We start from the raw sequence: 22250 nt of genomic DNA, 5'->3' as shown, positions 1-22250 counted from the left end.
GCTACCAGCCGCGTTCGGCGAGACGATGCGGTGCGGGGAGGTCCGCGACGTTGATGCCCACCATCGCCTCGCCGAGACCCCGCGAGACCTCGGCGATCACGGCCGGGTCGTCGTGGAACGTCGTCGCCTTCACGATCGCCGCAGCACGGGCGGCGGGGTCGCCCGACTTGAAGATGCCCGAACCGACGAACACGCCGTCGGCGCCCAGCTGCATCATCATCGCCGCATCCGCCGGCGTCGCCACTCCCCCGGCCACGAACAGGACGACGGGGAGCTTGCCCGTCGCGGCGACCTCCGCCACGAGCTCGTACGGCGCCTGCAGCTCCTTCGCCGCGACGTAGAGCTCGTCCTTCGTCATGGAGCGCAGCACGTTGATCTCTGCCGAGATCTTCCGGATGTGCTTGGTCGCCTCCGACACGTCGCCCGTGCCCGCCTCGCCCTTCGACCGGATCATCGCGGCACCCTCGTTGATGCGGCGCAGCGCCTCGCCGAGGTTCGTCGCGCCGCACACGAACGGCACGGTGAACTCCCACTTGTCGATGTGGTTCACGTAGTCAGCCGGCGAGAGCACCTCGGACTCGTCGATGTAGTCGACGCCGAGCTGCTGCAGGACCTGCGCCTCGACGAAGTGGCCGATCCGCGCCTTCGCCATCACCGGGATGGACACGGCGGCGATGATGTCATCGATGAGGTCCGGGTCGCTCATCCGGGCGACGCCGCCCTGCGAGCGGATGTCGGCGGGCACGCGCTCCAGTGCCATCACCGCGACAGCGCCCGCGTCCTCGGCGATCTTCGCCTGATCGGCGGTGACGACATCCATGATGACGCCACCCTTGAGCATCTCGGCGAGCCCGCGCTTCACGCGTGCGGTGCCGGTGTGAGTCTGTTCTGCCACGATCGCCCTCTCGTTGATTGCCACAGGATGCGGCATTGGCCTATGCCAAAACGTAGCACGCTCGCGTACAGTCGTGACCGGAGGATTCATGAGCATTCCCACTGCGATCGGCATCGCCGGCGCCACCGCGGCCGAGATCGCCGACAGCGTGCGCGCGCTGCACGACCGCGGCGAGCTGCGCGAGGGCGACCCGCTCCCCCCGGTACGCGCGCTCGCGCAGGAGCTGGGCGTGAACCGCAACACCGTCGTCGCCGCGTACCGCCAGTTGGCGCAGACGGGCCTCGTCGAGTCGCTCGGTCGCGCCGGCACGCGCGTCGCATCGCGGCGGCCGCTCGCCCAGGAGGGGTTCGCGGCCGACAGCGTGCTGCGCGATGTCGGCACCGGGAACCCCGACGCCGCCCTCATCCCCGGCCTCGCCGAAGCCCTCTCCGCGGTCGTCGGGCGTCCGGTGCTCTACGGAGAGCCTGTCATCGACCCCGATCTGGAGGCGTGGGCGTGGGAGTGGATGGCGCGCGATGTCGCACCGGACCGGGTGCGCCTCACCGTCACCTCGGGAGCCGTCGATGCGGTCGAGCGACTGCTCGCCCAGGCCCTCACCCGCGACGACGCCGTGGCGCTGGAGGACCCGTGCTGGCTCGCCGGCATCCAGACGGTGCGCCTCGGTGGCTACCGGCCCATCGCGGTGCCGACGGATGCGGAGGGGATGACGGTCGACGGGCTGCGCGCCGCGCTCGGCCAGGGCGTGCGCGCGGTGATCTGCACCCCCCGGGCGCAGAATCCGACCGGCGCAAGTCTCAGCGCGGAGCGCGCGGCGGCCCTGCGCACGGTGCTGGCCGATCACCCCTACGTCCTGGTGATCGAGGACGACCATTTCTCGCTGCTGTCCCAGCAGCCCTTCCACAGCATCGTGGGGCCGGAGCATCGCAGGTTCGCGCTCGTACGGTCGGTGTCGAAGTTCCTCGGCCCCGACATGTGCCTCGCCGTCACCGCATCCGACGCCACCACCGCCGATCGACTCGCCCAGCGGCTCAGCCCCGGCACGACCTGGGTGAGCCACCTCCTGCAGCGGCTTGCGACCGCACTGCTGGCCGACCCGACCGTCCGCGTCGACATCGCGGCGGCCGGCGCCCACTATGCCGCCCGGAACGCCGCCTTCGCACAGCGGCTCCGAGGCCTCGGGCTCCACGCCCCGATCGGCGACGGCCTCAATCTCTGGGTGCCGCTGCCCGTGCCCGCGCGTGCCGTGTCGGAGCAGCTCATGCGCCGCGGGTGGCTCGCGCGCACCGGCGACGAGTTCACGCTGTTCGGCGACGCATCCGCTCACCTGCGCCTCACCGTGCATGAGCTGTCGGATGCCGATGCCGACGCGCTCGCGGCGGATCTGGCCGCTGCCGTCGGCGCTGTCGGCGGCAGCCGCACCGAAGTGGGATGATCGATCGGTGACGATCCTCTCCATCCAGTCCGCCGTCGCCTACGGACACGTGGGCAACTCCGCCGCCGTCTTCCCCCTGCAGCGCATCGGCGTCGAGGTCATACCGGTCTACACCGTCAACTTCTCCAACCACACCGGGTACGGCGCCTGGCGCGGCCCGCTCATCAGTCCCGACGACGTGCGCGACGTGATCACCGGCGTCGAAGAGCGCGGGGCATTCGCCGACGTCGACGTCGTGCTCTCGGGCTACCAGGGCGGCGAGGGCATCGGCGACGTCATCCTCGACGCCGTGACCCGGGTAAAGGCCGCCAACCCGCGCGCTGTCTACGCGTGCGACCCGGTCATGGGCAATGCGAAGTCGGGATGCTTCGTCGCACCGGCGATCCCCGAGCTGCTGCGCGAGAAGGTGGTGCCGGCCGCCGACATCATCACGCCGAACCAGTTCGAGCTGGGCTACCTCACGGACACCGCACCCGACACGCTCGCTTCGACGCTCGACTCCGTCGACGCGGCGCGGGCGATGGGACCGCGGACGGTGCTCGTCACGAGCGTCGAGCGGCCCGACCGGCCCGCGGGGACGATCGAGATGCTCGCGGTGGACGACGACGGCGCGTGGATCGTGCAGACTCCGCTCCTGCCGCTGAAGGCGAACGGATCGGGAGACGTCACGGCGGCCCTCTTCACGGCTCACTACCGCCGCACGGGAAGCGCCGCGGAGGCGCTCGCCCGCACCACCTCGAGCGTCTTCGATCTGCTGCGCCTCACCCATGAGTCGGGGCAGCGCGAACTGCAGCTCATCGAGGCGCAGGACTTCTACGCGACTCCGCGCATGCAGTTCGAGGTCGCGCAGGTGCGCTGAGCGTCACCAGGCGTCGGCGACGGCCCGTCGCACCTCACCGAGCAGCTGCGGCAGGGCCTTCGTCTTCGCGATGATCGGGAAGAAGTTCGCATCCGTCGCCCAGCGCGGCACGATGTGCTGGTGCAGATGCTCGTCGACGCCCGCGCCGGCCACGCGGCCCTGATTCATGCCGATGTTGAACCCGTCGCAGCGCGACACCTCGCGCAGCGTGCCCATCGCGTGCTGCGTGAGGGCGCCGATCTCGGCGACCTCCTCCGCCGTCGCCTCGTCGTACGTCGCGATGTGACGATACGGGCACACGAGAAGATGGCCGGAGTTGTACGGGAAGAGGTTCAGCAGCACGTAGGCGGTCTCCCCGCGATAGACGATCAGGCCGTCCTCGTCCGCCTTGCCGGGCGCCGCGCAGAACGGACACGACTCGCGCATGGCCTCCGCGCCCGCCCGGATGTACGCCATCCGGTGCGGCGTCCACAGCCGCTGGAACTCGTCGGGCACCCCGGGGAGGTCGCTCGCCGCGACCAGTCCTGGAACCGGGCCGGATGCGGCATCCTCGCTCATGCCAGATCCTCGGCGGTGTTGACGAGCGTCTTCTCGTCGATCGCCCGGCGCACGAGGCGCACGGCGTCGTCGACCGGTACGCCATTGCGCTGCGACCCGTCACGGAAGCGGAACGACACGGTGCCGGCCGCGCGGTCCTGCTCCCCTGCGATGAGCTGCAGCGGGACCTTCTGGGTCGTGTGAGTGCGGATCTTCTTCTGCATCCGGTCGTCGCTGTGGTCGACCTCGGCACGCACGCCGTCGGCCTTCAGCCGGGCGACGATGTCGTCGAGATAGTCGGCGTATTCGTCGGCGACGGGGATGCCGACGACCTGCACGGGTGAGAGCCACACCGGGAACGCACCGGCGTAGTGCTCGAGAAGGATGGCGAAGAACCGCTCGATCGACCCGAACAGCGCACGGTGGATCATCACCGGCCGGTGCTTCTCCCCGTCGGGACCGGTGTACTCGAGCTGGAACCGCTCGGGCAGGTTGAAGTCGAGCTGCACCGTCGCGAGCTGCCAGGTGCGGCCGAGGGCATCCTTCGTCTTGAGATCGATCTTCGGCCCGTAGAAGGCGGCCTCGCCGGGGACCTCGGTGAGCTTCAGACCCGACGCCTGTGCGACTCGGCGCAGGGCATCCGTCGCGACAGCCCAGTGCTCCTCGTCGCCGATCCACTTCGACTTCTCGTCGTCGCGCATCGACAGCTCGAGTTCGAACTGGGTGAGACCGAAGTCGCGCAGCATCGACAGCACGAAGTCGAGCACGCGCGTCGCCTCGTCCTCGAGCTGGTCGGGGGTGACGAACAGGTGCGAGTCGTCCTGGGTGAAGCCGCGCACGCGGGTGAGGCCGTGCAGCGCACCGGAGAGCTCGTAGCGGTACACCGTGCCGTTCTCGTACAGCCGCATGGGCAGGTCGCGATAGCTGCGCGCGCGCTCGCGGTAGATGAGGATGTGCATCGGGCAGTTCATCGGCTTGAGGTAGTAGTCGATGCCCTGCTTGGTGATCTCGCCGTTCTCGTCGCGCTCCTCGTCGAGCCGGATGGGCGGGAACATTCCCTCCCGGTAGGTGACGAGATGGTTCGACTCGAGGAAGAGATCCTTCTTCGTGATGTGCGGCGTGTACACGTAGGTGTAGCCGCCCTCGCGGTGGCGCTTGAGTGCGTGCTGCTCCATCTCCTGGCGGATGATGCCGCCCTTGGGATGCCAGACCGAGAGGCCCGAGCCGATCTCGTCGGGGAACGAGAACAGATCGAGCTCCTTGCCGAGCTTGCGGTGGTCGCGCTTGGCCGCCTCCTCCAGGCGCTCCTGATAGGCACGCAGCTCGTCCTTCGTCGGCCAGGCGGTGCCGTAGATGCGCTGCAGCTGCGGGTTCTTCTCGCTCCCGCGCCAGTAGGCCCCGGCCACGCGCTGCAGGGCCCAGCCGTTTCCGATGAGCCGGGTGTTCGGCAGGTGCGGGCCGCGGCACAGGTCCTTCCACACCGTTTCGCCGTCGCGATCCACGTTGTCGTAGATCGTCAGCTCGCCGCCGCCGACCTCGACGCTCGCACCCTCGGTCTTCTCTGCGCCGCCGCCCTTCAGGCCGATGAGTTCGAGCTTGAACGGCTCATCGGCGAGCTCGGCACGGGCCTCGTCGTCGGTGACGACCCGGCGCACGAACCGCTGGCCCTCGCGGATGATGCGCTGCATCTCCTTGGTGATGGCCTTGAGGTCGTCGGGGGTGAACGGCTCGGGCGTGCCGAAGTCGTAGTAGAAGCCGTCGGCGATCGGGGGGCCGATGCCGAGGTTCGTCTGCGGCTTGAGACGCTGCACCGCCTGCGCGAGGACGTGCGCAGCGGAGTGGCGGAGGATGTTGAGCCCGTCGGGGCTGTGGATGGTGACCGGCTCGACGTCGTCCGTCGTGTGCACCGTCGTGGCGAGGTCCTTCAGCTCGCCGCCGACGCGCATGGCGACGACGGATCGATCGGGGAACAGGGCGAAGCCGTCGGTGGAAGTGGTCACCCGTCGAGTCTATCGGCGCCCGGCGCGTGGCTTCGGCGGGCGATCGGTGCGATCAGGCGACGGTGATGTCGACCTGGATCTCTCCCGCGAGGTGCTCGAGGTCGGACACCGCCGCGTCGATGTGGGCGGGCTGCGCGGCCCGGGCGGTGACGGTGGCTTCGAACAGCTCGCCGCCGGCCATCGGGGCGGCGAGGGTCCGACTCGTGAACCGATCGATCGTGAGTCCGGCACCGGCGAGGGTGCTGGTGAGGTCGCGGACGATGCCGGGCCGGTCGTTGCCGAGCACCGTCAACGTGACGCGCTCTCCCGACGGAACGGCGGATTCGGCGTGGCCACGGTAGGGCGTGATCGCGAGGAGCCCGTCGAGCTCGCCCAGGGCGCCGGTGAGCGCGTCGGCCTTCTCATCGGGCACCTCGACCAGCACGATGCCGGCGAAGGCGCCCGCGAGCTCGGCGAGCTCGCTGCGCTCCCAGTTGCCGTCATGCGCCGCGACGGTGTCGGCGAGGGCGCGGACGAGTCCGGCGCGGTCGTCACCGACGAGGGTGAGCACGAGATGGGCCATGCGCCGAGCCTACTGCGCTCTGCCTTCTGCGCCGTGCCTTCGGCGCGAGGTTGATGCAGCGGTAGGTGGCGGCGTCAGGCGCCGACGGTCGCGTGCTCCCGGGCCTCGTGCCTTGTGTGCGCCTCGTCGTGCTGAGGCGCCTCGTCGCGGTCGCCGTGCGCGTCGGCCGACTCCGGCCGGCGCGGCGTGGCCTTCGCCCGCACGGTGCGGGCGAGGTGATGGGCCGGCCGCTCGACGATGAGCCAGAACACCCAGGCGACGATGAGCGACAGCGGCACCGCCGTGAGGACCGTCCACCGCGCGGCATCCGTCATGTTCGCCATGAGGATCACGATCGGCTCGTGGATGAGGTACAGGCTGAAGGAGATCGCGCCGAGCAGCGCGATGGGCCGCCACGTGAGGATGCGGCGCAGCGCCGTGCAGTGGACCGCCGCGACCACCAGCAGGGCGGCGCCGAGAACGATCGGCGCCTGGGCGAACGCCACCGCGCCGGCGTGGCCGAGGGGCAGCAGCAGGAGCCAGTGCATGCTCAGCAGCACGGCCGCCAGGAGCAGGAGGCCGGTCCAGACGAGGCCGCCGGCCCGGCGCGTCATCCGGGTGACCACGCGGCCGATGCGGTCCCACTCCCCCTCGATCGCGACGCCCAGGCCGAAGATCGGCAGGTACTGCAGCGCGGCCACGCCGGTGGAGGCGCCGACCGACGAGAGGACGATGCACGCGACGCCGAGCATCCACGCGGGGATCGCCCGGGCGGCGTAGGCGGCGACGGGCAGGATCAGCGAGAAGAGCACCTCCCAGCGGAGCGTCCACAGGGGCGACACGACGCCCGAGGTCCCCCCGACGAGGGTCAGGTCGCGCAGCACGTCCGAAAGCGGATAGCCCGGTGCCCGGTCGAGCCACGGGCTCGGCGGGGCGCCGTCGTGCGGCAGCAGGATGATCGCATAGGCCAGCGCGACGGCGCCGATCACCGGCACGTAGAGGCGGAGGACGCGCGACGGGAAGTACGCGAACCAGTCGAACGATCGCGACCGCACCGCACGGGCGAGGACGAACCCCGAGAGCACGAAGAAGACCACGACAGCTTCGGCTCCGCCCCAGACGAGGTGGAGCGGCGTATACACGAAGGCGAAGCGCAGCGGGTTCCCGTCCACGTGTCCGCCGTAGTAGGCGGCCGCGAGCGACGGCGAGACCAGGAGCGCATGGTGGACGACCACCACGAGCGCTGCGACGCCGCGGAGCCCGTCGAGAGCAGACAATCGTGAAGCTGCTGGCATCTTCTCGACGTTACAAAGCCGTTATGAAGAATCCCTGAACATCGGCGGGTTGTGAGAACAGTCTCATGCCGAGCACCCGTCCGCAAACGGCAAAACCCCCGGTAAACCGAGGGTTTCAACGAGTGCGCGATACTGGGATCGAACCAGTGACCTCTTCCGTGTCAGGGAAGCGCGCTACCGCTGCGCCAATCGCGCCTATACAGGCTGTTCACTTATCCGGCCGGAGCCAGGAGTGGAGGTGGCGACGGGATTCGAACCCGTGTAAACGGCTTTGCAGGCCGGTGCCTAGCCACTCGGCCACGCCACCGCGTGGTTCGAACCCCACGGCGTGATCCCCAGGGGGTTCTCGCACTCGAGCGGATGACGAGACTCGAACTCGCGACCCTCACCTTGGCAAGGTGATGCGCTACCAACTGCGCTACATCCGCATTTCCGCCCCGGATCTCTCCGGCGCAGATACGACTCTAGCCGATTCGCACACCGTCGCAAAACCAGATGTCGCCCGCGCGTGTCATGCTCAGGTGGTTCGAAGGGGCCCGCAATATCCGGTAGAGTCTTCTTGGCCCCGCGGGGCCGAGGGCGATTGGCGCAGCTGGTAGCGCGCTTCCTTCACACGGAAGAGGTCGTCGGTTCGAGTCCGGCATCGCCCACCCCGATCTCACTCCGCTCGCGAGGGCTTCGACGCCTTTCCATCGAGCCAGAGCACGTCCGACTCGTCGCGGTGGCTTCCGCTCGTCCCGACGTGCTTCGCGTCGATCTGCGGACCCTTCTTGATGACGTGCACGAGCGCCATCCCGTGTCCCCGTCCGAGGCCGTAGTCGGCCTTCAGCCATTCGAGGATCGTGCCCGCCTTCACCGATGGGTCGGCGAATCCCCTCTCCTGTGCCTTCTCGACGAGCTGCCGGGGCGTGAGTCCGGTCTTGTCCTCGATCGCGTCGAGGTATGCCTGAAACGACATCGTTCGCCATCCTTCCTCGGCGCGCCGCGGCTCCCCCGAGACGCGCGCCGTCACGCGGTCACCTTATCGTCCTCCAGCGCGTACCCTTCCTCGCCGTGCACGACGGTGTCCACGCCGGCGAGTTCGTCCTCGCTGCCGATGCGGAACCCCATCACGGCGTCGATGCCCCGCCCGATCGCCCAGGAGATGCCGAACGAGAAGACGAGCACCGCGACCGCCGCGATCGTCTGCACGATCAGCTGATCGGCGTTCCCACCCGTGAACAGCCCGGTGCCGGTCGCGAAGAAGCCGAGGAAGAGCGTGCCGATGAGTCCGCCCACGAGGTGCACGCCGACGACATCGAGCGAATCGTCGATGCGCAGCAGGTACTTGAGCTCCACCGCCTTCGCGCACACGACGCCGGCGATGAGTCCGAGCAGCAGCGCCCAGCCGGGCGTGAGGTTCGCGCACGCCGGCGTGATCGCGACGAGCCCCGCGACCGCGCCGGAGGCCGCGCCCACGGAGGTCGGCTTGCGACCGGTGAGCTTCTCGATCGCCAGCCAGCCGAGGATCGCTGCGGCCGTCGCACCGAGCGTGTTGATCGTGATGAGCCCGATCGGCGACTCCCCGGAGGCGATGCCGTCCCCGACGGCCGCTGCACCCCCGTTGAAGCCGAACCAGCCGAACCAGAGGAGCGCCGCTCCCAGCAGCACGAGGGGGACATTGTGCGGCTTGTGGATCTGCCGGCTGAATCCGACGCGTTTGCCGAGCACGAGGGCGAGGGCGAGGGCGGCTGCGCCGGCATTGATGTGCACCGCGGTGCCGCCGGCGTAGTCGATCACGTTCGCCGACAGTCCCAGATGGGTGCCGAGCGAGGCGATCCACCCGTCGGGGTTCCACACCCACCCGGCGACGAGGAAGTAGTCGAGCGTGACGAACAGCGCGACGAACGCCATCCAGGCGCCGAACTTCGCACGGTCGGCGATCGCGCCGGAGATGAGCGCGACGGTGATGATCGCGAACGTCGCTCCGAACGCGACCCCGACCAGGTCCACGTTCGAGTGCTCACCGCCCGCGAGCGCGGCGAGGCCGAAGTCGGCGAACGGGTTGCCGACGAAGCCCACCCATCCCGTCGAGACGTTCTGCATGCTGAACCCGTACAGGATCCACAGCACCGCCACGAGACCCATCGCACCGAAGCTCATCATCATCATGCTGACGACGCTCTTGGCGCGTACGAGACCGCCGTAGAAGAACGCCACGCCGGGCGTCATGACCAGTACGAGGGCTGTGGCCACGATGTACCACGAGAGGTTTCCGCTGTCCATACTCGACAGTGTGGAGCCGCGACGTTTCCCGCAACGTGCCGGTTCGTTTCGGCGGTGTTACAGCGCGGGCCGCCATGTGAACATCGCGTTTCCGCGACCCGCGCCCGCCCGCGCGTCAGGACGTCGTCAGTGCGATGAGGCGGGAGATCGCTCGCAGGTACTTCTTGCGGTACCCTCCGGCGAGCATCTCCGCGCCGAACACGTCGCTCAGCGGCCGACCGGTCGCGCGGATCGGCAGCTGGGCGTCGTACGCGCGGTCGACGAACGCCACGAAGCGCAGCGCCGCAGACTGATCGTCGAGCTGCTCCACGTCGCGCAGCCCGATGACGTCCACTCCCTCGATCAGGCGGATGTACCGCGAGGGGTGCACCTTCGCGAGATGGCTGACGAGGGTGGCGAACGAGTCGTCCGAGACGACAGCGGATGCCGCGGCCTCGGTCACGGCGTGCTCGTAGGCCGCCTCGTTCAGCGCCGGGGCCGTGCCGTCGACGGCCCGCTGCCGGTAGTCGGTGCCGTCGATGCGGATCGTCTCGAAGCTGTCGGACATCGCCTGTATCTCGCGCAGGAAGTCCTGCGCGGCGAACCGGCCCTCGCCCAGGGCGTTCGGAGGCGTGTTGGATGTCGCAGCCAGGCGCGTGCCGCCGGCGACGAGCTCGCCGAGCAGCCGGGTCATGACCATGGTGTCGCCGGGATCGTCGAGCTCGAACTCGTCGATGCACAGCAGCTGCGACCCGCCGAACAACTCCACGGTCTTCTGATAGCCCAGTGCTCCGACGAGCGCCGTGTACTCGATGAACGAGCCGAAGTACTTCTGCCGGGCGGGCATCGCGTGATAGATCGACGCCAGCAGGTGCGTCTTGCCGACCCCGAACCCGCCGTCGAGGTACACGCCGGGCTTCGTCTCCGGCGCCTTCTTCGCCCGACGGAAGAACCCTCCCCGGCTCGTCGGCGCTCCCGGCGAGCTGAACGCCTCGAGCCGGTCCTTCGCGCTCTGCTGCGACGGGTAGGCCGGGTCGGGCCGATACGTGTCGAAGGTCGCGTTGCGGAACTGCGGCGGCGGGACGAGGGCGGCGACCATCTCGACCCCGGAGACCTGAGGGAGACGATCGGTGAGATGCACGATTCCGGTGCTCAAGGGCGGGCTCCTGCGACGCGGACATGTCCGATCCGAGGCGAACATGACGCAGTGTGAACGGGCGGGCTCGACGCCCGAACGGGCGACTAGTCTCGGAAGAGACGGCATCCACCCTACGCCGTCGCATCCCGACACCCGATCCGAGGAGTGCGCCGTGCCCGTCGATTCCGACACCTCATCCGCCAAGTTCGCCGAGTACGCCGACCCCGCGCGCCTCGTCACCGGCGACTGGCTGCAGGAGCGCCTCGGACAGCCGGGACTCGTCGTCGTCGAATCGGACGAGGACGTCCTGCTGTACGAGACCGGCCACATCCCGGGCGCCGTGAAGGTGGACTGGCACACCGAGCTCAACGACCCGGTCGTACGCGACTATCTGGACGGGGACGGATTCGCGAAGCTCCTCGGCGGCAAGGGCATCTCCCGCTCCGACACCGTCGTCATCTACGGCGACAAGAACAACTGGTGGGCCGCCTACGCCCTGTGGGTGTTCTCCCTCTTCGGACACGAAGACGTGCGGCTCCTCGACGGCGGACGCGACCTGTGGATCGCCGAGGGGCGCCCCCTGACCACCGAGAAGACCGTCCGCACCCCCGTGGACTACCCCGTCGTGGAGCGCGACGACAGCGACCTGCGCGCCTTCCGCGAGGACGTCCTCGCCCACTTCGGCCGGCCGCTCGTCGACGTGCGCTCGCCGGAGGAGTATTCGGGCGAGCGCACGTCGATGCCGGACTATCCCGAGGAGGGCGCCCTCCGCGGCGGCCACATCCCCACGGCCTTCAACGTGCCGTGGAAGCGCGCGGTCGCCGACGACGGCACATTCAAGCCGCGCGCCGAGCTGGATGCGATCTACCGCGACGAACTCGGCCTGAGCGAGGGCGACGCCGTGGTGGCCTACTGCCGCATCGGCGAACGTTCGAGCCACACCTGGTTCGTGCTGCGGCACCTCCTCGGGTTCCCCGACGTGCGCAACTACGACGGCTCCTGGACCGAGTGGGGGTCCGCGGTGCGGGTGCCCATCGCCACCGGCAGCGAACCCGGCGAGGCCCCGGCCCGTTCCTGACCGGCGTGGGAGAATGGCGGGGATGACACTCCTTCCCGACGCCCTCGCCGAGATCCGCGACGAGTTCCTCGAGCTCGATGAGCCCGAACGGCTGCAGCTGCTGCTCGAGTTCTCGCGCGAGCTCCCCGCCGTGCCCGCGCGGTACGAGGACGATCCGGGTCTCTATGAGCGCGTCACCGAGTGCCAATCGCCGGTGTTCATCGCGCTCGAGGTCGACGACGAACAGGTCGTCACGATGCACGCGACGGCACCCGCGGAGGCGCCGACCACCCGCGGCTTCGCGAGCATCCTCGTACAGGGGATCACCGGTCTGAAGGCCGCCGAGGTCCTCGCGATCCCCAGCGACTACGCCCAGAGCCTCGGGCTCACGCGGGCCGTGTCGCCGCTGCGCCTCGCCGGCATGACCGGCATGCTCGTGCGGGCTCAGCGCCAGGTGCGCGCGCTCACCAGCGTCTGACGGTCACGCCGCCTGGTCGACGGCGGTGAACCGATGCTCGTCGAGCCACCGGCGGATGGCGTCGCTCCATCGCTGCGAGTCGTAGTTCCACAGCTTGGTGTGGCGCGCGACCTGGAAGGTCTCGAGCGTCACCAGGTCGGGCCGGGCCTCGGCGAGCCGGTGCGAGCCGTCGGCGGGAACGAACCCGTCGTCGTCGCTGTGCAGGATGAGCACGGGGCGGGTCAGCTCGTCGGCGCGCGCGACGATGTCGAGCCGGTCGAGCGGAATGGGATCGGCGCCCGTCAGCACCGTCGCCCACTCGGCCTGCAGGGCGCCCAGCGCCAGTTCGCTGACCCGCTCGGGGACCTTCAGCAGCCGCGCCTGATAATCCAGCACGACGCGCCAGTCGACGACCGGCGAGTCGAGGATGACACCGGCGATCGCCTCGCGGTGCGGTGAGCCGAGCGCCAGCTGCAGCGCGATGGCGCCGCCCATCGACCAGCCCATCAGCACGGCCCGCGATGCGCCGCGCCGAAGGGCGAACGCGATCGCGGCGTCGACATCCCGCCACTCGGTCGACCCCAGCGCGTACCGCCCGGTGCGGCTGCGCGGAGCGTCGCCGTCGTTGCGGTACGAGGTCACGAGCACCGGGAAGCCGAGGGCGTGGAACACCGGCACGGCGCGCAGGCATTCGGCGCGGGTGGTGCCGCGCCCGTGCACCTGGATGACCCATGTGTCGGCATCGGGCTCACCGTCGAAGAGCCATGCCGGGCACGGCCCGAGAGCCGAGCCGATGAGCTCGGTCGAGAACGGCAGGTGCAGCTGATCGGGAGCGTCGTAGTACCAGCCACTGAAGGCGGCATCCGCCGACAGGCGCGACTCGGGGCCGATCTCGGTCAGCAGCTTGCGCTTCACCGTCGTGGCGTCGGCGCCGAGCACGGTGCCGAGTTTGATGTACGACTCGGTGCCCGAGGTGAACAGTCCGTAGCGCCCAGGAAGCTCGGTGTCGGCGGTCCGCGCGAGGGTGATCGTCTGCGCCGGCACGTCGACGTCGACGATGGCGGTGTCGCGCTGCCGCGGCACCGGCGTGACGATCTTGCGCGCCATCCGGACGGAGGCGTAGCCCCACAGCGCGAGCGTGGCGCCGAGCGCCGCGGACAGCAGGCTCACGGCAGTGCGGATGCCGAGAACGGCGGCGGGTGAGGCGCCGGCGGATGCGGCGCGCCTGGAGGGCTTCATCGACCGTTCACTCTAGTCTGTCGGCGTGGCAGACCCCCGTGAATCGTCGCCCTTCGAACGCGCCGCCGCGCAGGTGCGGGCGACGACGTTCCGCGCCGATCTCGTCGCCCGGGAGATACCGGCTCCGAACGGGCTCGCCCCCTTCGCGCTCGCGATCGCCGCAGACGTGCGACCCGACCCCGACAGCGGCGAGTCGCCGTACGGCACCGGACGGTTCGTGCTGCTGCACGACCCCGAGGAGCCGGAGGGCTGGCAGGGCGCATGGCGTATCGTGAGTTTCGCGCAGGCGCCTCTGGAGCCTGAGATCGGAAGCGATCCGCTCCTGGCGGACGTCACCTGGTCGTGGCTGATCGATGCCCTCGACTCCCGGCACGCGGAGTACCACTCCCCGGCCGGAACCGCCACGAAGACGCTGTCGCGGGGCTTCGGGTCCCTCGCCGCGGAAGGCGACGGCTCCCAGATCGAACTGCGCGCCTCCTGGTCGCCGACCGGCGACATGGCGGTGCACGTGCAGGCGTGGGCCGAACTCGTGTGCATGCTCGCCGGGCTGCCGCCGGGGTCGGAGGGAATCGAAGTGTTCACGGCGCGGAGGATGATGCGTGACTGAGTACGAGGTGCTGGCCGATGCCGCCGCACTCGAGCATGCGGCAGAGCGCCTCGCCGCGGGGTCGGGCCCCGTCGCCGTCGACGTGGAGCGGGCGTCGGGGTACCGCTACTCCCAGCGCGCGTACCTGATCCAGGTGTTCCGCCGCGGCGCCGGCACATTCCTCTTCGACCCCCCTGCGATCGGCGACCTCCAGCCCCTGCAGCGGGCGATCGGCGCCCAGGAGTGGATCCTGCACGCCGCGAGCCAGGATCTGCCGTCACTGCGCGAACTGGACCTGGTGCCGCCGGTGATCTTCGACACCGAGCTCGCCGCACGGCTGCTCGGCCACGATCACGTCGGCCTCGGCGCCGTGGTCGAGGACGCGCTGGGCGTCACGCTCGCCAAGGCCCACTCGGCGGCCGACTGGTCGACGCGTCCGCTCCCCCAGCCGTGGCTGGAATACGCGGCACTCGACGTCGAGTACCTGCCCGATGTGCGGGATGTGCTCGCCGCGGAGCTCGCCGAACAAGGCAAGGAGGAGTTCGCGCGACAGGAGTTCGCCGCCGAGCTCGCCCGCCCCGCCAAGCCGCCGCGCGAGGACCCGTGGCGCCGGCTCAGCGGGCTGCACACTGTCCGGGGCCGGCGGGCGTTCGCCATCGCGCGAGAGCTGTGGACGGCACGCGAGGAGTTCGCGCAGACCGAGGATGTGTCACCCGGCCGGCTCGTCCCGGATCGTGCGCTCGTCGCGGCGATCCAGGCCGACCCGAAATCGAAGGGCGAGCTCGCGGCGCTCAAGGAGTTCACGGGGCGCGCGAGCAGGACGCAGCTGGACCGATGGTGGGCGGCGTTCGAGCGCGGACGTGCGACATCCGATCTGCCGCTGGAGCGTGTGAAGGGCGATGGCCTTCCGCCGGTGCGCGCCTGGCGTGACCGGCATCCGGCCGCCGACGCACGGCTGAAGACGGCGCGGCCGGTGGTGGAGGCGCATGCCGAGGCGCTGCACATGCCGACAGAGAACCTGCTCACCCCCGAACTGCTGCGCCGCGTCGCCTGGCAGCCGCCCGAGGAGATCACCGCCGGGTCCGTCGGACAGGCGCTCGCCGTGCTCGGCGCCCGGCCGTGGCAGGTTGCAGAGACCGCACACATCATCGCCGATGCGTTTGTCGCATCCGTGCAAGAGGCCGAGTCGGGCGACGAAGCCGCTTCGTAGGATCGCCACACCCGGTTCGAGGGGCTGCAGGGCCCTGCCTAGGCTGGGGTCATTCTCACCTATTTGGAGGCAGAGTGGCCGAGCTTTCGGACGTCTATTTCGTCGACGGAATGCGCACCCCGTTCGGGCGCGCCGGCGAAAAGGGCATGTACTGGAACACCCGCGCCGATGACCTCGCCGTGAAGGCGACCATCGGGCTCATGGAGCGGAATCCCGCCGTTCCCGCGGACCGCATCGACGACGTCGCGATCGCCGCGACGAGCCAGACCGGCGACCAGGGGCTCACGCTCGGCCGCACGGTGGGCCTGCTCGCCGGTCTTCCCCAGACCGTGCCCGGATTCGCGATCGACCGCATGTGCGCGGGTGCGATGACGAGCGTGGCGATGATGTCGGGCTCCATCGCGTCCGGCATGTACGACGTCGCCCTCGCCGGCGGCGTCGAGCACATGGGCCACCACCCCATCGGGGCCAACGCCGACCCGAACCCCCGATTCGTCGCCGAGCGCATGGTCGACCCGGCGGCGCTGAACATGGGGGTGACCGCCGAGCGCATCCACGACCGGTTCCCCGAGCTCACGAAGGAGCGCGCCGACCGGTACGGCATGCTCAGCCAGCACAAGGCGCAGGCCGCCTACGACGCGGGCAAGATCCAGCCCGACCTCGTGCCCGTCTCGATCAAGGACGCGTCGGGCGCCTGGGGCCTCGCCACCGAGGACGAGGGCCGCCGGCCCGCCACGACGATGGCGGACCTCGCCGGGCTGAAGACCCCGTTCCGCCCGCACGGCCGTGTCACCGCCGGCACCTCTTCGCCGCTGACGGACGGCGCGACGATGTCGCTGCTGGCCGGCGGCGACGCCGTCAAGGAGCTCGGGCTGACGCCGAGGATGAAGCTCGTGTCGTTCGCGTTCGCGGGCGTGCAACCGGAGATCATGGGCATCGGTCCGATCCCCTCCACGGAGAAGGCGCTGCGCAAGGCTGGTCTGTCGATCGATGACATCGGCCTCTTCGAGCTCAATGAGGCCTTCGCGATCCAGGTGATCTCGCTCCTCGACCACTTCGGCATCGCCGACGACGACCCCCGGGTGAACCAGTGGGGCGGTGCGATCGCCGTCGGCCACCCGCTCGCCGCGTCCGGCGTGCGCCTGATGATCCAGCTCGCCGCCCAGTTCGCGGAACGGCCGGACGTGCGCTACGGATTGACCGCGATGTGCGTGGGCCTCGGCCAGGGCGGATCGGTCGTGTGGGAGAACCCGAACTACGACGGCAAGAAGAAGAGGAAGTGACCGCGGTGGCACAGACCGTCTCCGAACAGTACGCATCCGTCGACTTCTCGCCGCTCGACGCCCTCGCCGGCGACGAGGTCGTGACCCACTCGCCGGTCCGCGACGTCCGCCTGCCGTCGGGCAGGGTGCTCGCCCTCATTACGCTCGACAACGGCCGCGATCACCGCCGCCCGAACACGCTCGGCCCCGCCACTCTCGCAGAGCTGAACACGACGCTCGAGGGCCTGGCCGCGCGTGCCGCGGCGGGCGAGATCGCCGCCGTCGGCATCACCGGCAAGCAGTACATCATGGCCGCCGGCGCGGACCTGTCCGACATCTCGAAGGTCGGATCGAAGGCCGGCGCCAAGCTCATCGCGCAGCGCGGCCATCAGGTGCTCGGCCGGCTCGGCGAGCTGGGGGTGCCGACGTTCGCGTTCGTGAACGGCCTCGCCCTCGGCGGCGGGCTGGAGATCGCCCTGAACGCGACGTACCGCACCGTCGACGCATCCGCTGCCGCGATCGCCCTGCCCGAGGTGTTCCTCGGAATCATCCCGGGCTGGGGCGGCGCGTACCTGCTGCCCAACCTCATCGGCATCGAGAACGCGCTCGAGGTCGTGATCTCGAATCCGCTGAAGCAGAACCGGATGCTCAAACCGCAGCAGGCGTACGACTACGGCATCTTCGACGCGATCTTCTCGCCGGCGAACTACCTCGAAGATTCGCTGCGATGGGCCGACGGCGTGCTGAGCGGCACGGTCAAGGTCGAGCGGAGGAACGAGCCGGGGAAGATCGAGCGCTCGGTGAAGTGGCCGGTCGCCATCAAGATGGCGCGCGGGATGCTGGAGAGCAAGATCGGGACGGTTCCGCGCTCGCCGTACGCCGCGCTGGAACTCCTCGAGAAGGCGCGCAGCGGGTCGAAAGCGGAGGGATTCGCCCGCGAGGACGAGATGCTCTCGGAGCTCGTGGTCGGCGACCAGTTCGCGGCGTCGATGTACGCGTTCGACCTCGTGCAGAAGCGCGCGAAGCGGCCCGTCGGCGCTCCCGATAAGGATCTCGCGCGCAAGGTCACGAAGGTCGGCGTGATCGGCGCCGGGCTCATGGCGAGCCAGTTCGCCCTGCTGTTCCTGCGCAAGCTGCAGGTGCTGGTACTCATCACCGACCTCGATCAGGCGCGCGTCGACAAGGGCCTCGCCTACATCCGCGACGAGATCGGCAAGCTGGAGGGCAAGGGCCGGCTCGATGCCGACACCGCGAACAAGCTGCGCGGGCTCGTGCACGGCACGACCGACAAGAGCGAGTACGCCGATTGCGACTTCGTCATCGAGGCGGTGTTCGAGGAGGTCGGCGTCAAGCAGCAGGTCTTCGACGAGATCGAGAAGATCGTCGCCGACGACGCGATCCTCGCGACGAACACGTCGTCGCTGTCGGTCGCCGAGATCGGCGCGAAGCTCGCCCACCCCGAGCGGCTCGTCGGCTTCCACTTCTTCAACCCGGTGGCGGTGATGCCGCTCATCGAGATCGTGAAGACGGACGAGACGACGGATGCGGCGCTGTCGACCGCCTTCGTCGTCGCGAAGGGTCTCGGCAAGAACGCCGTGCTGACCGCCGACGCGCCGGGCTTCGTCGTCAACCGTCTGCTGGCCAAGGTCATGGGCGAGGCGGCACGCGCCGTCTACGAAGGCACCCCGGTGGACAAGGTGGAGAAGGCGTTCGCCCCGCTCGGGCTGCCGATGGGGCCGTTCCAGCTGATCGACCTCGTCGGCTGGAAGGTCGCCGCGCATGTGCAGGACACCATGGCGCATGCCTTCCCCGAGCGGTTCTACGCGAACGAGAACTTCCACGCCCTGGCCGAGCTGCCCGAGATCGTCGAGAAGGACAAGGGCGGTCGGGTCACCGGGTTCACGAAGGCCGCGGAGAAGGTCCTGAAGCCGGCCGTCGGCAAGACGCCCGTCGACGACGCGACGATCCTGACGCGGGTGCAGGACGGCCTCGCCCACGAGATCAGGATCATGCTCGACGAGGGCGTGGTGCCCGAGGTGGAGGACATCGACCTGTGCCTCATCCTCGGGGCCGGCTGGCCGTTCATCGACGGCGGCGCGTCGCCCTACCTCGACCGTGAGGGAGCGTCGCAGCGCGTGTTCGGGGACACCTTCCACCACCCGCCGATCCGCGGCATCGACGCCTGAGGCCGGTCTCCTCGCCGCGGAGACATCCCGACACGAGGGTCCCTTTCGCTGGAAGGGGCCCTCGTCGCGTCCCTCTCCTCGCCTCGTCCGCCGGCAGCGGCGGGGGCGTCAGAACAGCTCGTCCTCCGTCGGCGCATCCGCGCGGCCGACGGCGTCGCCGCGTGCGAGGATCAGGGCGGCGACCGCGAACACCAGCATGAGCACGCCGAGCGGGTTCGCGAAGCCGATCGCGATGCCGAGGCCCGGCTCCGCCGGTCCGGTGAGGATCGTCTGCAGGCCGTCGGCTGTCACGTCCGGGATCGTGAGCCCGAGCAGGACGGCGCATCCCCACGACGCGAACAGCGTGCCCCACGTGGCGCGACGCGTCGAGTAGCCGTTTCGCGCCGTGCGAACCACGGCCTCCGCGATGAACAGATGCAGGATCACCAGCACGATGCCGAGCGTCAGGGCATAGACGAGTGTGAGGGCGCCGGCGACGCCGAACAGGGCCCGACCGAAGGCGATCCAGCACGCAAGGGCGATGCCCGCCACGGCGATGAGCACACCCGGAGAGGAAGACCGCATCCTCCCACCGTATCCGAGCCGCATTCGCGGTCCTGCGGGGGCATGAAAGGCGGAGATCTCACCGAAGGCGGAGGAAATCCGCCCGCTCTCTCCGAACCTCGCGCCATCTCCGCCTTCCGCGCGCTGGTTAGGGTTGACCCAGGAGCGGAAGGAGCATCGCAGTGGATCAGTCGCCGCGCGACTTCGACACCGTGCGCACACCCGACCGGCCGATGGCCTTCACCGGGCGCGAGCTGCGATATGGCGCCTGGGTGGCGTGGCTCACGTTCGTCGCCCTCCTGCTTCTCACGCTCACCCTGACCGCGGCCATCAGCGACCTCGTCATGCGTCCGCAGCCAGGGTGGGGCTCAGCGACGCGCTTCCTGGTGGTCGCCCTTCCTGTGGCTGCTGTCTTCGGCGGCGCGGTCTCGGCGCTGGTCGCGCTCACGCTGCTGCCGGTCGTCGCGGCGCTCGCACGGCGTCTTGAACGGGTCGCTGACCGTCGGGTCCATGTCGCCGTTTATGCCGTCTTCGGCGCGGTGCTCGGCCTCGCGGCGTGCATCGTCTCTCGGCTCGCATCCGACATGCCACCGGGCAGCATGGGCGGTGACGGGGCGGTCTTCGCCGTCGCCGCCGGCATCTGCGCCGCATCCGTCGTCTTCGGGTGGTGGCGCGCGGTGCGCAGGGCCTTCAGGCGGCCGGATCGCCTGATGCGAGCGAGTTCGCGCTCCGCCGCTCCGGCGGACTGATCGAGCAGACGTCGGACTCCCCTGGAACCGGGCGCGCCGACGGCACGCGCGTGCCGAGCACCTGCGCGACGATGTCGGCCGCGATCCTCGCCGCCGTCAGCCCTGCATCGTGGAGGATCTCCTCGCGGGATGCGTGCGGGATGAAGTCGTCGGGAAGGCCGAGCTCGTCGACGGCGGTGTCGACCCCTGCCTCGCGCAGCACCTGGCGCACGCGCGTGCCGACGCCGCCGACGCGGATGCCGTCCTCGATCGTGATCACGAGGCGATGGGAGGCGGCGAGGTCGACGATCGACGGCGCCACCGGCACGACCCACCGCGGGTCGACCACCGTCGCGCCGATCCCCTGCGCCAGCAACCGGTCCGCGACGTCCACGGCGACATGCGCCATGGGCCCGATGCCGACGAGGAGCACGTCGGGCGTCGCGGCACGGGCGAGCACGTCGACGCCGTCGGCGAGACGCTCGAGCGCCGGCAGCTCGTCTGCGACGCCGCCCTTCGGGAAGCGGACGACGGTCGGGGCGTCGTCCACGGCCACCGCCTCCCGCAGCTCCTCCCGCAGGCGCACGGCGTCGCGTGGAGCGGCGATGCGGATGTGCGGCACGATCTGCAGCGTCGCCAGATCCCAGATCCCGTGGTGGCTCGGGCCGTCGGGGCCGGTGACCCCTGCCCGATCGAGCACGAACGTAACGCCCGCGCGGTGCAGGCCGACGTCCATCAGCACCTGGTCGAAGGCCCGGGAGACGAAGGTCGCGTACAGCGCCACCACCGGGTGCAGACCGCCGTAGGCGAGCCCCGCGGCCGACGCGACGGCGTGCTGCTCAGCGATGCCGACATCATGCACCCGGTCGGGGAAGCGCTGGGCGAACGGCAGCAGCCCCGTGGGACGCAGCATCGCGGCCGTGAGGGCGACGACGTCGGGGCGATCGGCGCCGATCTCGGCGAGCTCGGCGGCGAACGCATCCGTCCACGACTGCGCCGACGACCCGCCGAGGGCGGCGCCCGTGCGCGGGTCGATCCGCCCCACGGCGTGGAACTGATCGGCGACGTCGCTGAGCGCCGGGGCATACCCGCGTCCCTTCTCGGTGATCGCGTGCACGATGACCGGCGCACCGTAGCGCTTGGCGAGCTGCAGCGTCTCGACGAGGGTCGGGATGTCGTGCCCGTCGACCGGACCCAGGTACTTGATGTCGAGATTCGAGTACAGCGCCTGGTTCCCGGTGAAGCGGGACAGGAAGCCGCGGGTGCCACCGCGCAGTCCGCGGTGCATCGCCCGGCCGAGGGCGCCGAAGCGGTGGAAGAGGTCCTCCGACCGCTCGTCGAGCTGCCGGTAGGTCTGGGCGGTGCGGATGCGGTTGAGATACCGGGCCATGCCGCCGATCGTCGGCGCGTAGGACCGGCCGTTGTCGTTCACGACGATCACGAGGTTGCGGTCGTTGTCGTCGGAGATGTTGTTCAGCGCCTCCCACGTCATCCCGCCGGTGAGCGCGCCGTCGCCGACCACCGCGACGACATGCCGGTCGCGCCGGCCGGTGCGCGCGAACGCCCGCGAGATCCCGTCGGCCCAGCTCAGCGAGCTCGACGCGTGCGACGACTCCACGACGTCGTGCGGGCTCTCGGCGCGCTGCGGATATCCGGCGATCCCCCCGGCCGAGCGCAGCTGGGAGAAGTCCTGCCGCCCGGTGAGCAGCTTGTGCACGTACGACTGATGACCGGTGTCGAACACGATCGGATCGTTCGGGGAGTCGAACACGCGGTGGATCGCGAGGGTGAGCTCCACGACACCGAGGTTCGGCCCGAGGTGGCCGCCCGTGCGGGCGACGTTCTCGATGAGGAACCCGCGGATCTCCGCCGCGAGGCGGCTCATCTCGTCGGGGGTGAGCGCATCGAGGTCGCGGGGACCAGCGATGGTCGGCAGAATCGCCATGCGTCTCCTTCCGCGCCCGCACAATTCTACGCAGTGGCCCGGCGTGCGCCACGGGAACGGCCCCGGAGCCTGCATGGCTCCGGGGCCGTTCGACGG

The 22250-nt window shown here is 70.0% G+C and carries 20 protein-coding genes and 4 tRNA genes; 10 read left to right on the top strand and 14 right to left on the bottom strand.

Annotation, left to right across the window (positions count from 1 at the left end):
- Position 1: 1 nt before the first annotated feature.
- Positions 2-931, bottom strand: coding sequence for a pyridoxal 5'-phosphate synthase lyase subunit PdxS (gene pdxS / locus AC3RX1_RS09230; protein ID WP_491500930.1), 930 nt, complete (start codon positions 929-931; stop codon positions 2-4).
- A 52-nt stretch (positions 932-983) separates the two neighbouring features.
- Between pdxS and AC3RX1_RS09225 the strand changes: the two genes are divergently transcribed.
- Both AC3RX1_RS09225 and pdxY read left to right on the top strand, forming a co-directional pair.
- Positions 984-2327, top strand: a complete 1344-nt coding sequence (locus AC3RX1_RS09225; RefSeq protein WP_491500929.1) for an aminotransferase class I/II-fold pyridoxal phosphate-dependent enzyme — start codon at positions 984-986, stop codon at positions 2325-2327.
- Positions 2328-2334: 7 nt separating this feature from the next.
- Positions 2335-3186 (top strand): pyridoxal kinase PdxY, encoded by an 852-nt coding sequence (gene pdxY, locus AC3RX1_RS09220; protein WP_491500928.1) that lies wholly within the window; start codon positions 2335-2337, stop codon positions 3184-3186.
- A gap of 3 nt (positions 3187-3189) precedes the next feature.
- On the opposite strand, the gene AC3RX1_RS09215 is transcribed toward pdxY, so the two are convergent.
- The 7 genes from AC3RX1_RS09215 to AC3RX1_RS09185 all read right to left on the bottom strand — a co-directional run bounded on the left by AC3RX1_RS09215 (position 3190) and on the right by AC3RX1_RS09185 (position 7987).
- Positions 3190-3744: an HIT family protein gene (locus AC3RX1_RS09215; RefSeq protein WP_491500927.1), complete on the bottom strand. Its 555-nt coding sequence runs from the start codon at positions 3742-3744 to the stop codon at positions 3190-3192.
- Positions 3741-5669 carry a threonine--tRNA ligase gene (thrS, locus tag AC3RX1_RS09210; protein WP_491501012.1) on the bottom strand — a complete coding sequence of 643 codons (1929 nt, stop codon included), beginning with the start codon at positions 5667-5669 and terminating at the stop codon, positions 3741-3743. Before thrS ends, AC3RX1_RS09215 begins: the two co-directional genes overlap by 4 nt.
- Before the next feature lie 106 nt (positions 5670-5775).
- On the bottom strand, positions 5776-6285 hold the full coding sequence (locus AC3RX1_RS09205) for a glycine cleavage system transcriptional repressor (RefSeq protein ID WP_491500926.1): 510 nt from the start codon (positions 6283-6285) through the stop codon (positions 5776-5778).
- A 74-nt stretch (positions 6286-6359) separates the two neighbouring features.
- Entirely contained in the window at positions 6360-7559 is a 1200-nt protein-coding gene (locus tag AC3RX1_RS09200; protein WP_491500925.1) for an acyltransferase family protein, read from the bottom strand.
- 123 nt (positions 7560-7682) lie between these two features.
- Positions 7683-7754 (bottom strand) — tRNA-Val (locus AC3RX1_RS09195).
- A gap of 38 nt (positions 7755-7792) precedes the next feature.
- Positions 7793-7866 (bottom strand) — tRNA-Cys (locus tag AC3RX1_RS09190).
- 48 nt (positions 7867-7914) lie between these two features.
- Positions 7915-7987, bottom strand: a tRNA-Gly gene (locus AC3RX1_RS09185).
- 149 nt (positions 7988-8136) lie between these two features.
- Here AC3RX1_RS09185 and AC3RX1_RS09180 point away from each other — a divergent pair.
- Positions 8137-8209 (top strand) — tRNA-Val (locus tag AC3RX1_RS09180).
- Between the two features lie 8 nt (positions 8210-8217).
- Here AC3RX1_RS09180 and AC3RX1_RS09175 read toward each other — a convergent pair.
- The 3 genes from AC3RX1_RS09175 to zapE all read right to left on the bottom strand — a co-directional run bounded on the left by AC3RX1_RS09175 (position 8218) and on the right by zapE (position 10902).
- Positions 8218-8517 (bottom strand): DUF4287 domain-containing protein, encoded by a 300-nt coding sequence (locus tag AC3RX1_RS09175; protein ID WP_491500924.1) that lies wholly within the window; start codon positions 8515-8517, stop codon positions 8218-8220.
- Between the two features lie 50 nt (positions 8518-8567).
- Positions 8568-9824: an ammonium transporter gene (locus AC3RX1_RS09170; protein ID WP_491500923.1), complete on the bottom strand. Its 1257-nt coding sequence runs from the start codon at positions 9822-9824 to the stop codon at positions 8568-8570.
- Between the two features lie 115 nt (positions 9825-9939).
- Complete coding sequence (gene zapE, locus AC3RX1_RS09165; protein ID WP_491501011.1) at positions 9940-10902, bottom strand: cell division protein ZapE; 963 nt, start codon at positions 10900-10902, stop codon at positions 9940-9942.
- A gap of 211 nt (positions 10903-11113) precedes the next feature.
- On the opposite strand from zapE, the gene AC3RX1_RS09160 reads away from it, so the two are divergent.
- Positions 11114-12019 carry a sulfurtransferase gene (locus tag AC3RX1_RS09160; protein WP_491500922.1) on the top strand — a complete coding sequence of 302 codons (906 nt, stop codon included), beginning with the start codon at positions 11114-11116 and terminating at the stop codon, positions 12017-12019.
- A gap of 22 nt (positions 12020-12041) precedes the next feature.
- Positions 12042-12476: a SufE family protein gene (locus AC3RX1_RS09155; protein ID WP_491500921.1), complete on the top strand. Its 435-nt coding sequence runs from the start codon at positions 12042-12044 to the stop codon at positions 12474-12476.
- Positions 12477-12479: 3 nt separating this feature from the next.
- Here AC3RX1_RS09155 and AC3RX1_RS09150 read toward each other — a convergent pair whose 3' ends face one another.
- Complete coding sequence (locus tag AC3RX1_RS09150) at positions 12480-13694, bottom strand: alpha/beta hydrolase family protein (RefSeq protein WP_491500920.1); 1215 nt, start codon at positions 13692-13694, stop codon at positions 12480-12482.
- Between the two features lie 25 nt (positions 13695-13719).
- Between AC3RX1_RS09150 and AC3RX1_RS09145 the strand changes: the two genes are divergently transcribed.
- The 4 genes from AC3RX1_RS09145 (at position 13720) to AC3RX1_RS09130 (ending at position 18938) form a co-directional block, all read left to right on the top strand.
- Positions 13720-14301, top strand: a complete 582-nt coding sequence (locus tag AC3RX1_RS09145; RefSeq protein WP_491500919.1) for a DUF3000 domain-containing protein — start codon at positions 13720-13722, stop codon at positions 14299-14301.
- On the top strand, positions 14294-15490 hold the full coding sequence (locus AC3RX1_RS09140; RefSeq protein WP_491500918.1) for an HRDC domain-containing protein: 1197 nt from the start codon (positions 14294-14296) through the stop codon (positions 15488-15490). Before AC3RX1_RS09145 ends, AC3RX1_RS09140 begins: the two co-directional genes overlap by 8 nt.
- A gap of 74 nt (positions 15491-15564) precedes the next feature.
- Complete coding sequence (locus tag AC3RX1_RS09135; RefSeq protein WP_491500917.1) at positions 15565-16773, top strand: thiolase family protein; 1209 nt, start codon at positions 15565-15567, stop codon at positions 16771-16773.
- Positions 16770-18938 (top strand): 3-hydroxyacyl-CoA dehydrogenase NAD-binding domain-containing protein, encoded by a 2169-nt coding sequence (locus tag AC3RX1_RS09130; protein ID WP_491500916.1) that lies wholly within the window; start codon positions 16770-16772, stop codon positions 18936-18938. The genes AC3RX1_RS09135 and AC3RX1_RS09130 overlap by 4 nt, the downstream gene beginning before the upstream one ends.
- A gap of 108 nt (positions 18939-19046) precedes the next feature.
- Here AC3RX1_RS09130 and AC3RX1_RS09125 read toward each other — a convergent pair whose 3' ends face one another.
- On the bottom strand, positions 19047-19502 hold the full coding sequence (locus AC3RX1_RS09125) for a hypothetical protein (protein WP_491500915.1): 456 nt from the start codon (positions 19500-19502) through the stop codon (positions 19047-19049).
- Between the two features lie 161 nt (positions 19503-19663).
- On the opposite strand from AC3RX1_RS09125, the gene AC3RX1_RS09120 reads away from it, so the two are divergent.
- Positions 19664-20230 (top strand): hypothetical protein, encoded by a 567-nt coding sequence (locus AC3RX1_RS09120; RefSeq protein ID WP_491500914.1) that lies wholly within the window; start codon positions 19664-19666, stop codon positions 20228-20230.
- On the opposite strand, the gene dxs is transcribed toward AC3RX1_RS09120, so the two are convergent.
- Complete coding sequence (dxs, locus tag AC3RX1_RS09115) at positions 20172-22154, bottom strand: 1-deoxy-D-xylulose-5-phosphate synthase (RefSeq protein WP_491500913.1); 1983 nt, start codon at positions 22152-22154, stop codon at positions 20172-20174. The genes AC3RX1_RS09120 and dxs overlap by 59 nt on opposite strands.
- Between the last annotated feature and the right edge of the window lie 96 nt (positions 22155-22250).

Source organism: Microbacterium altimontanum (assembly GCF_058349865.2).
This window is presented reverse-complemented; position numbering and strand designations above follow the sequence as displayed.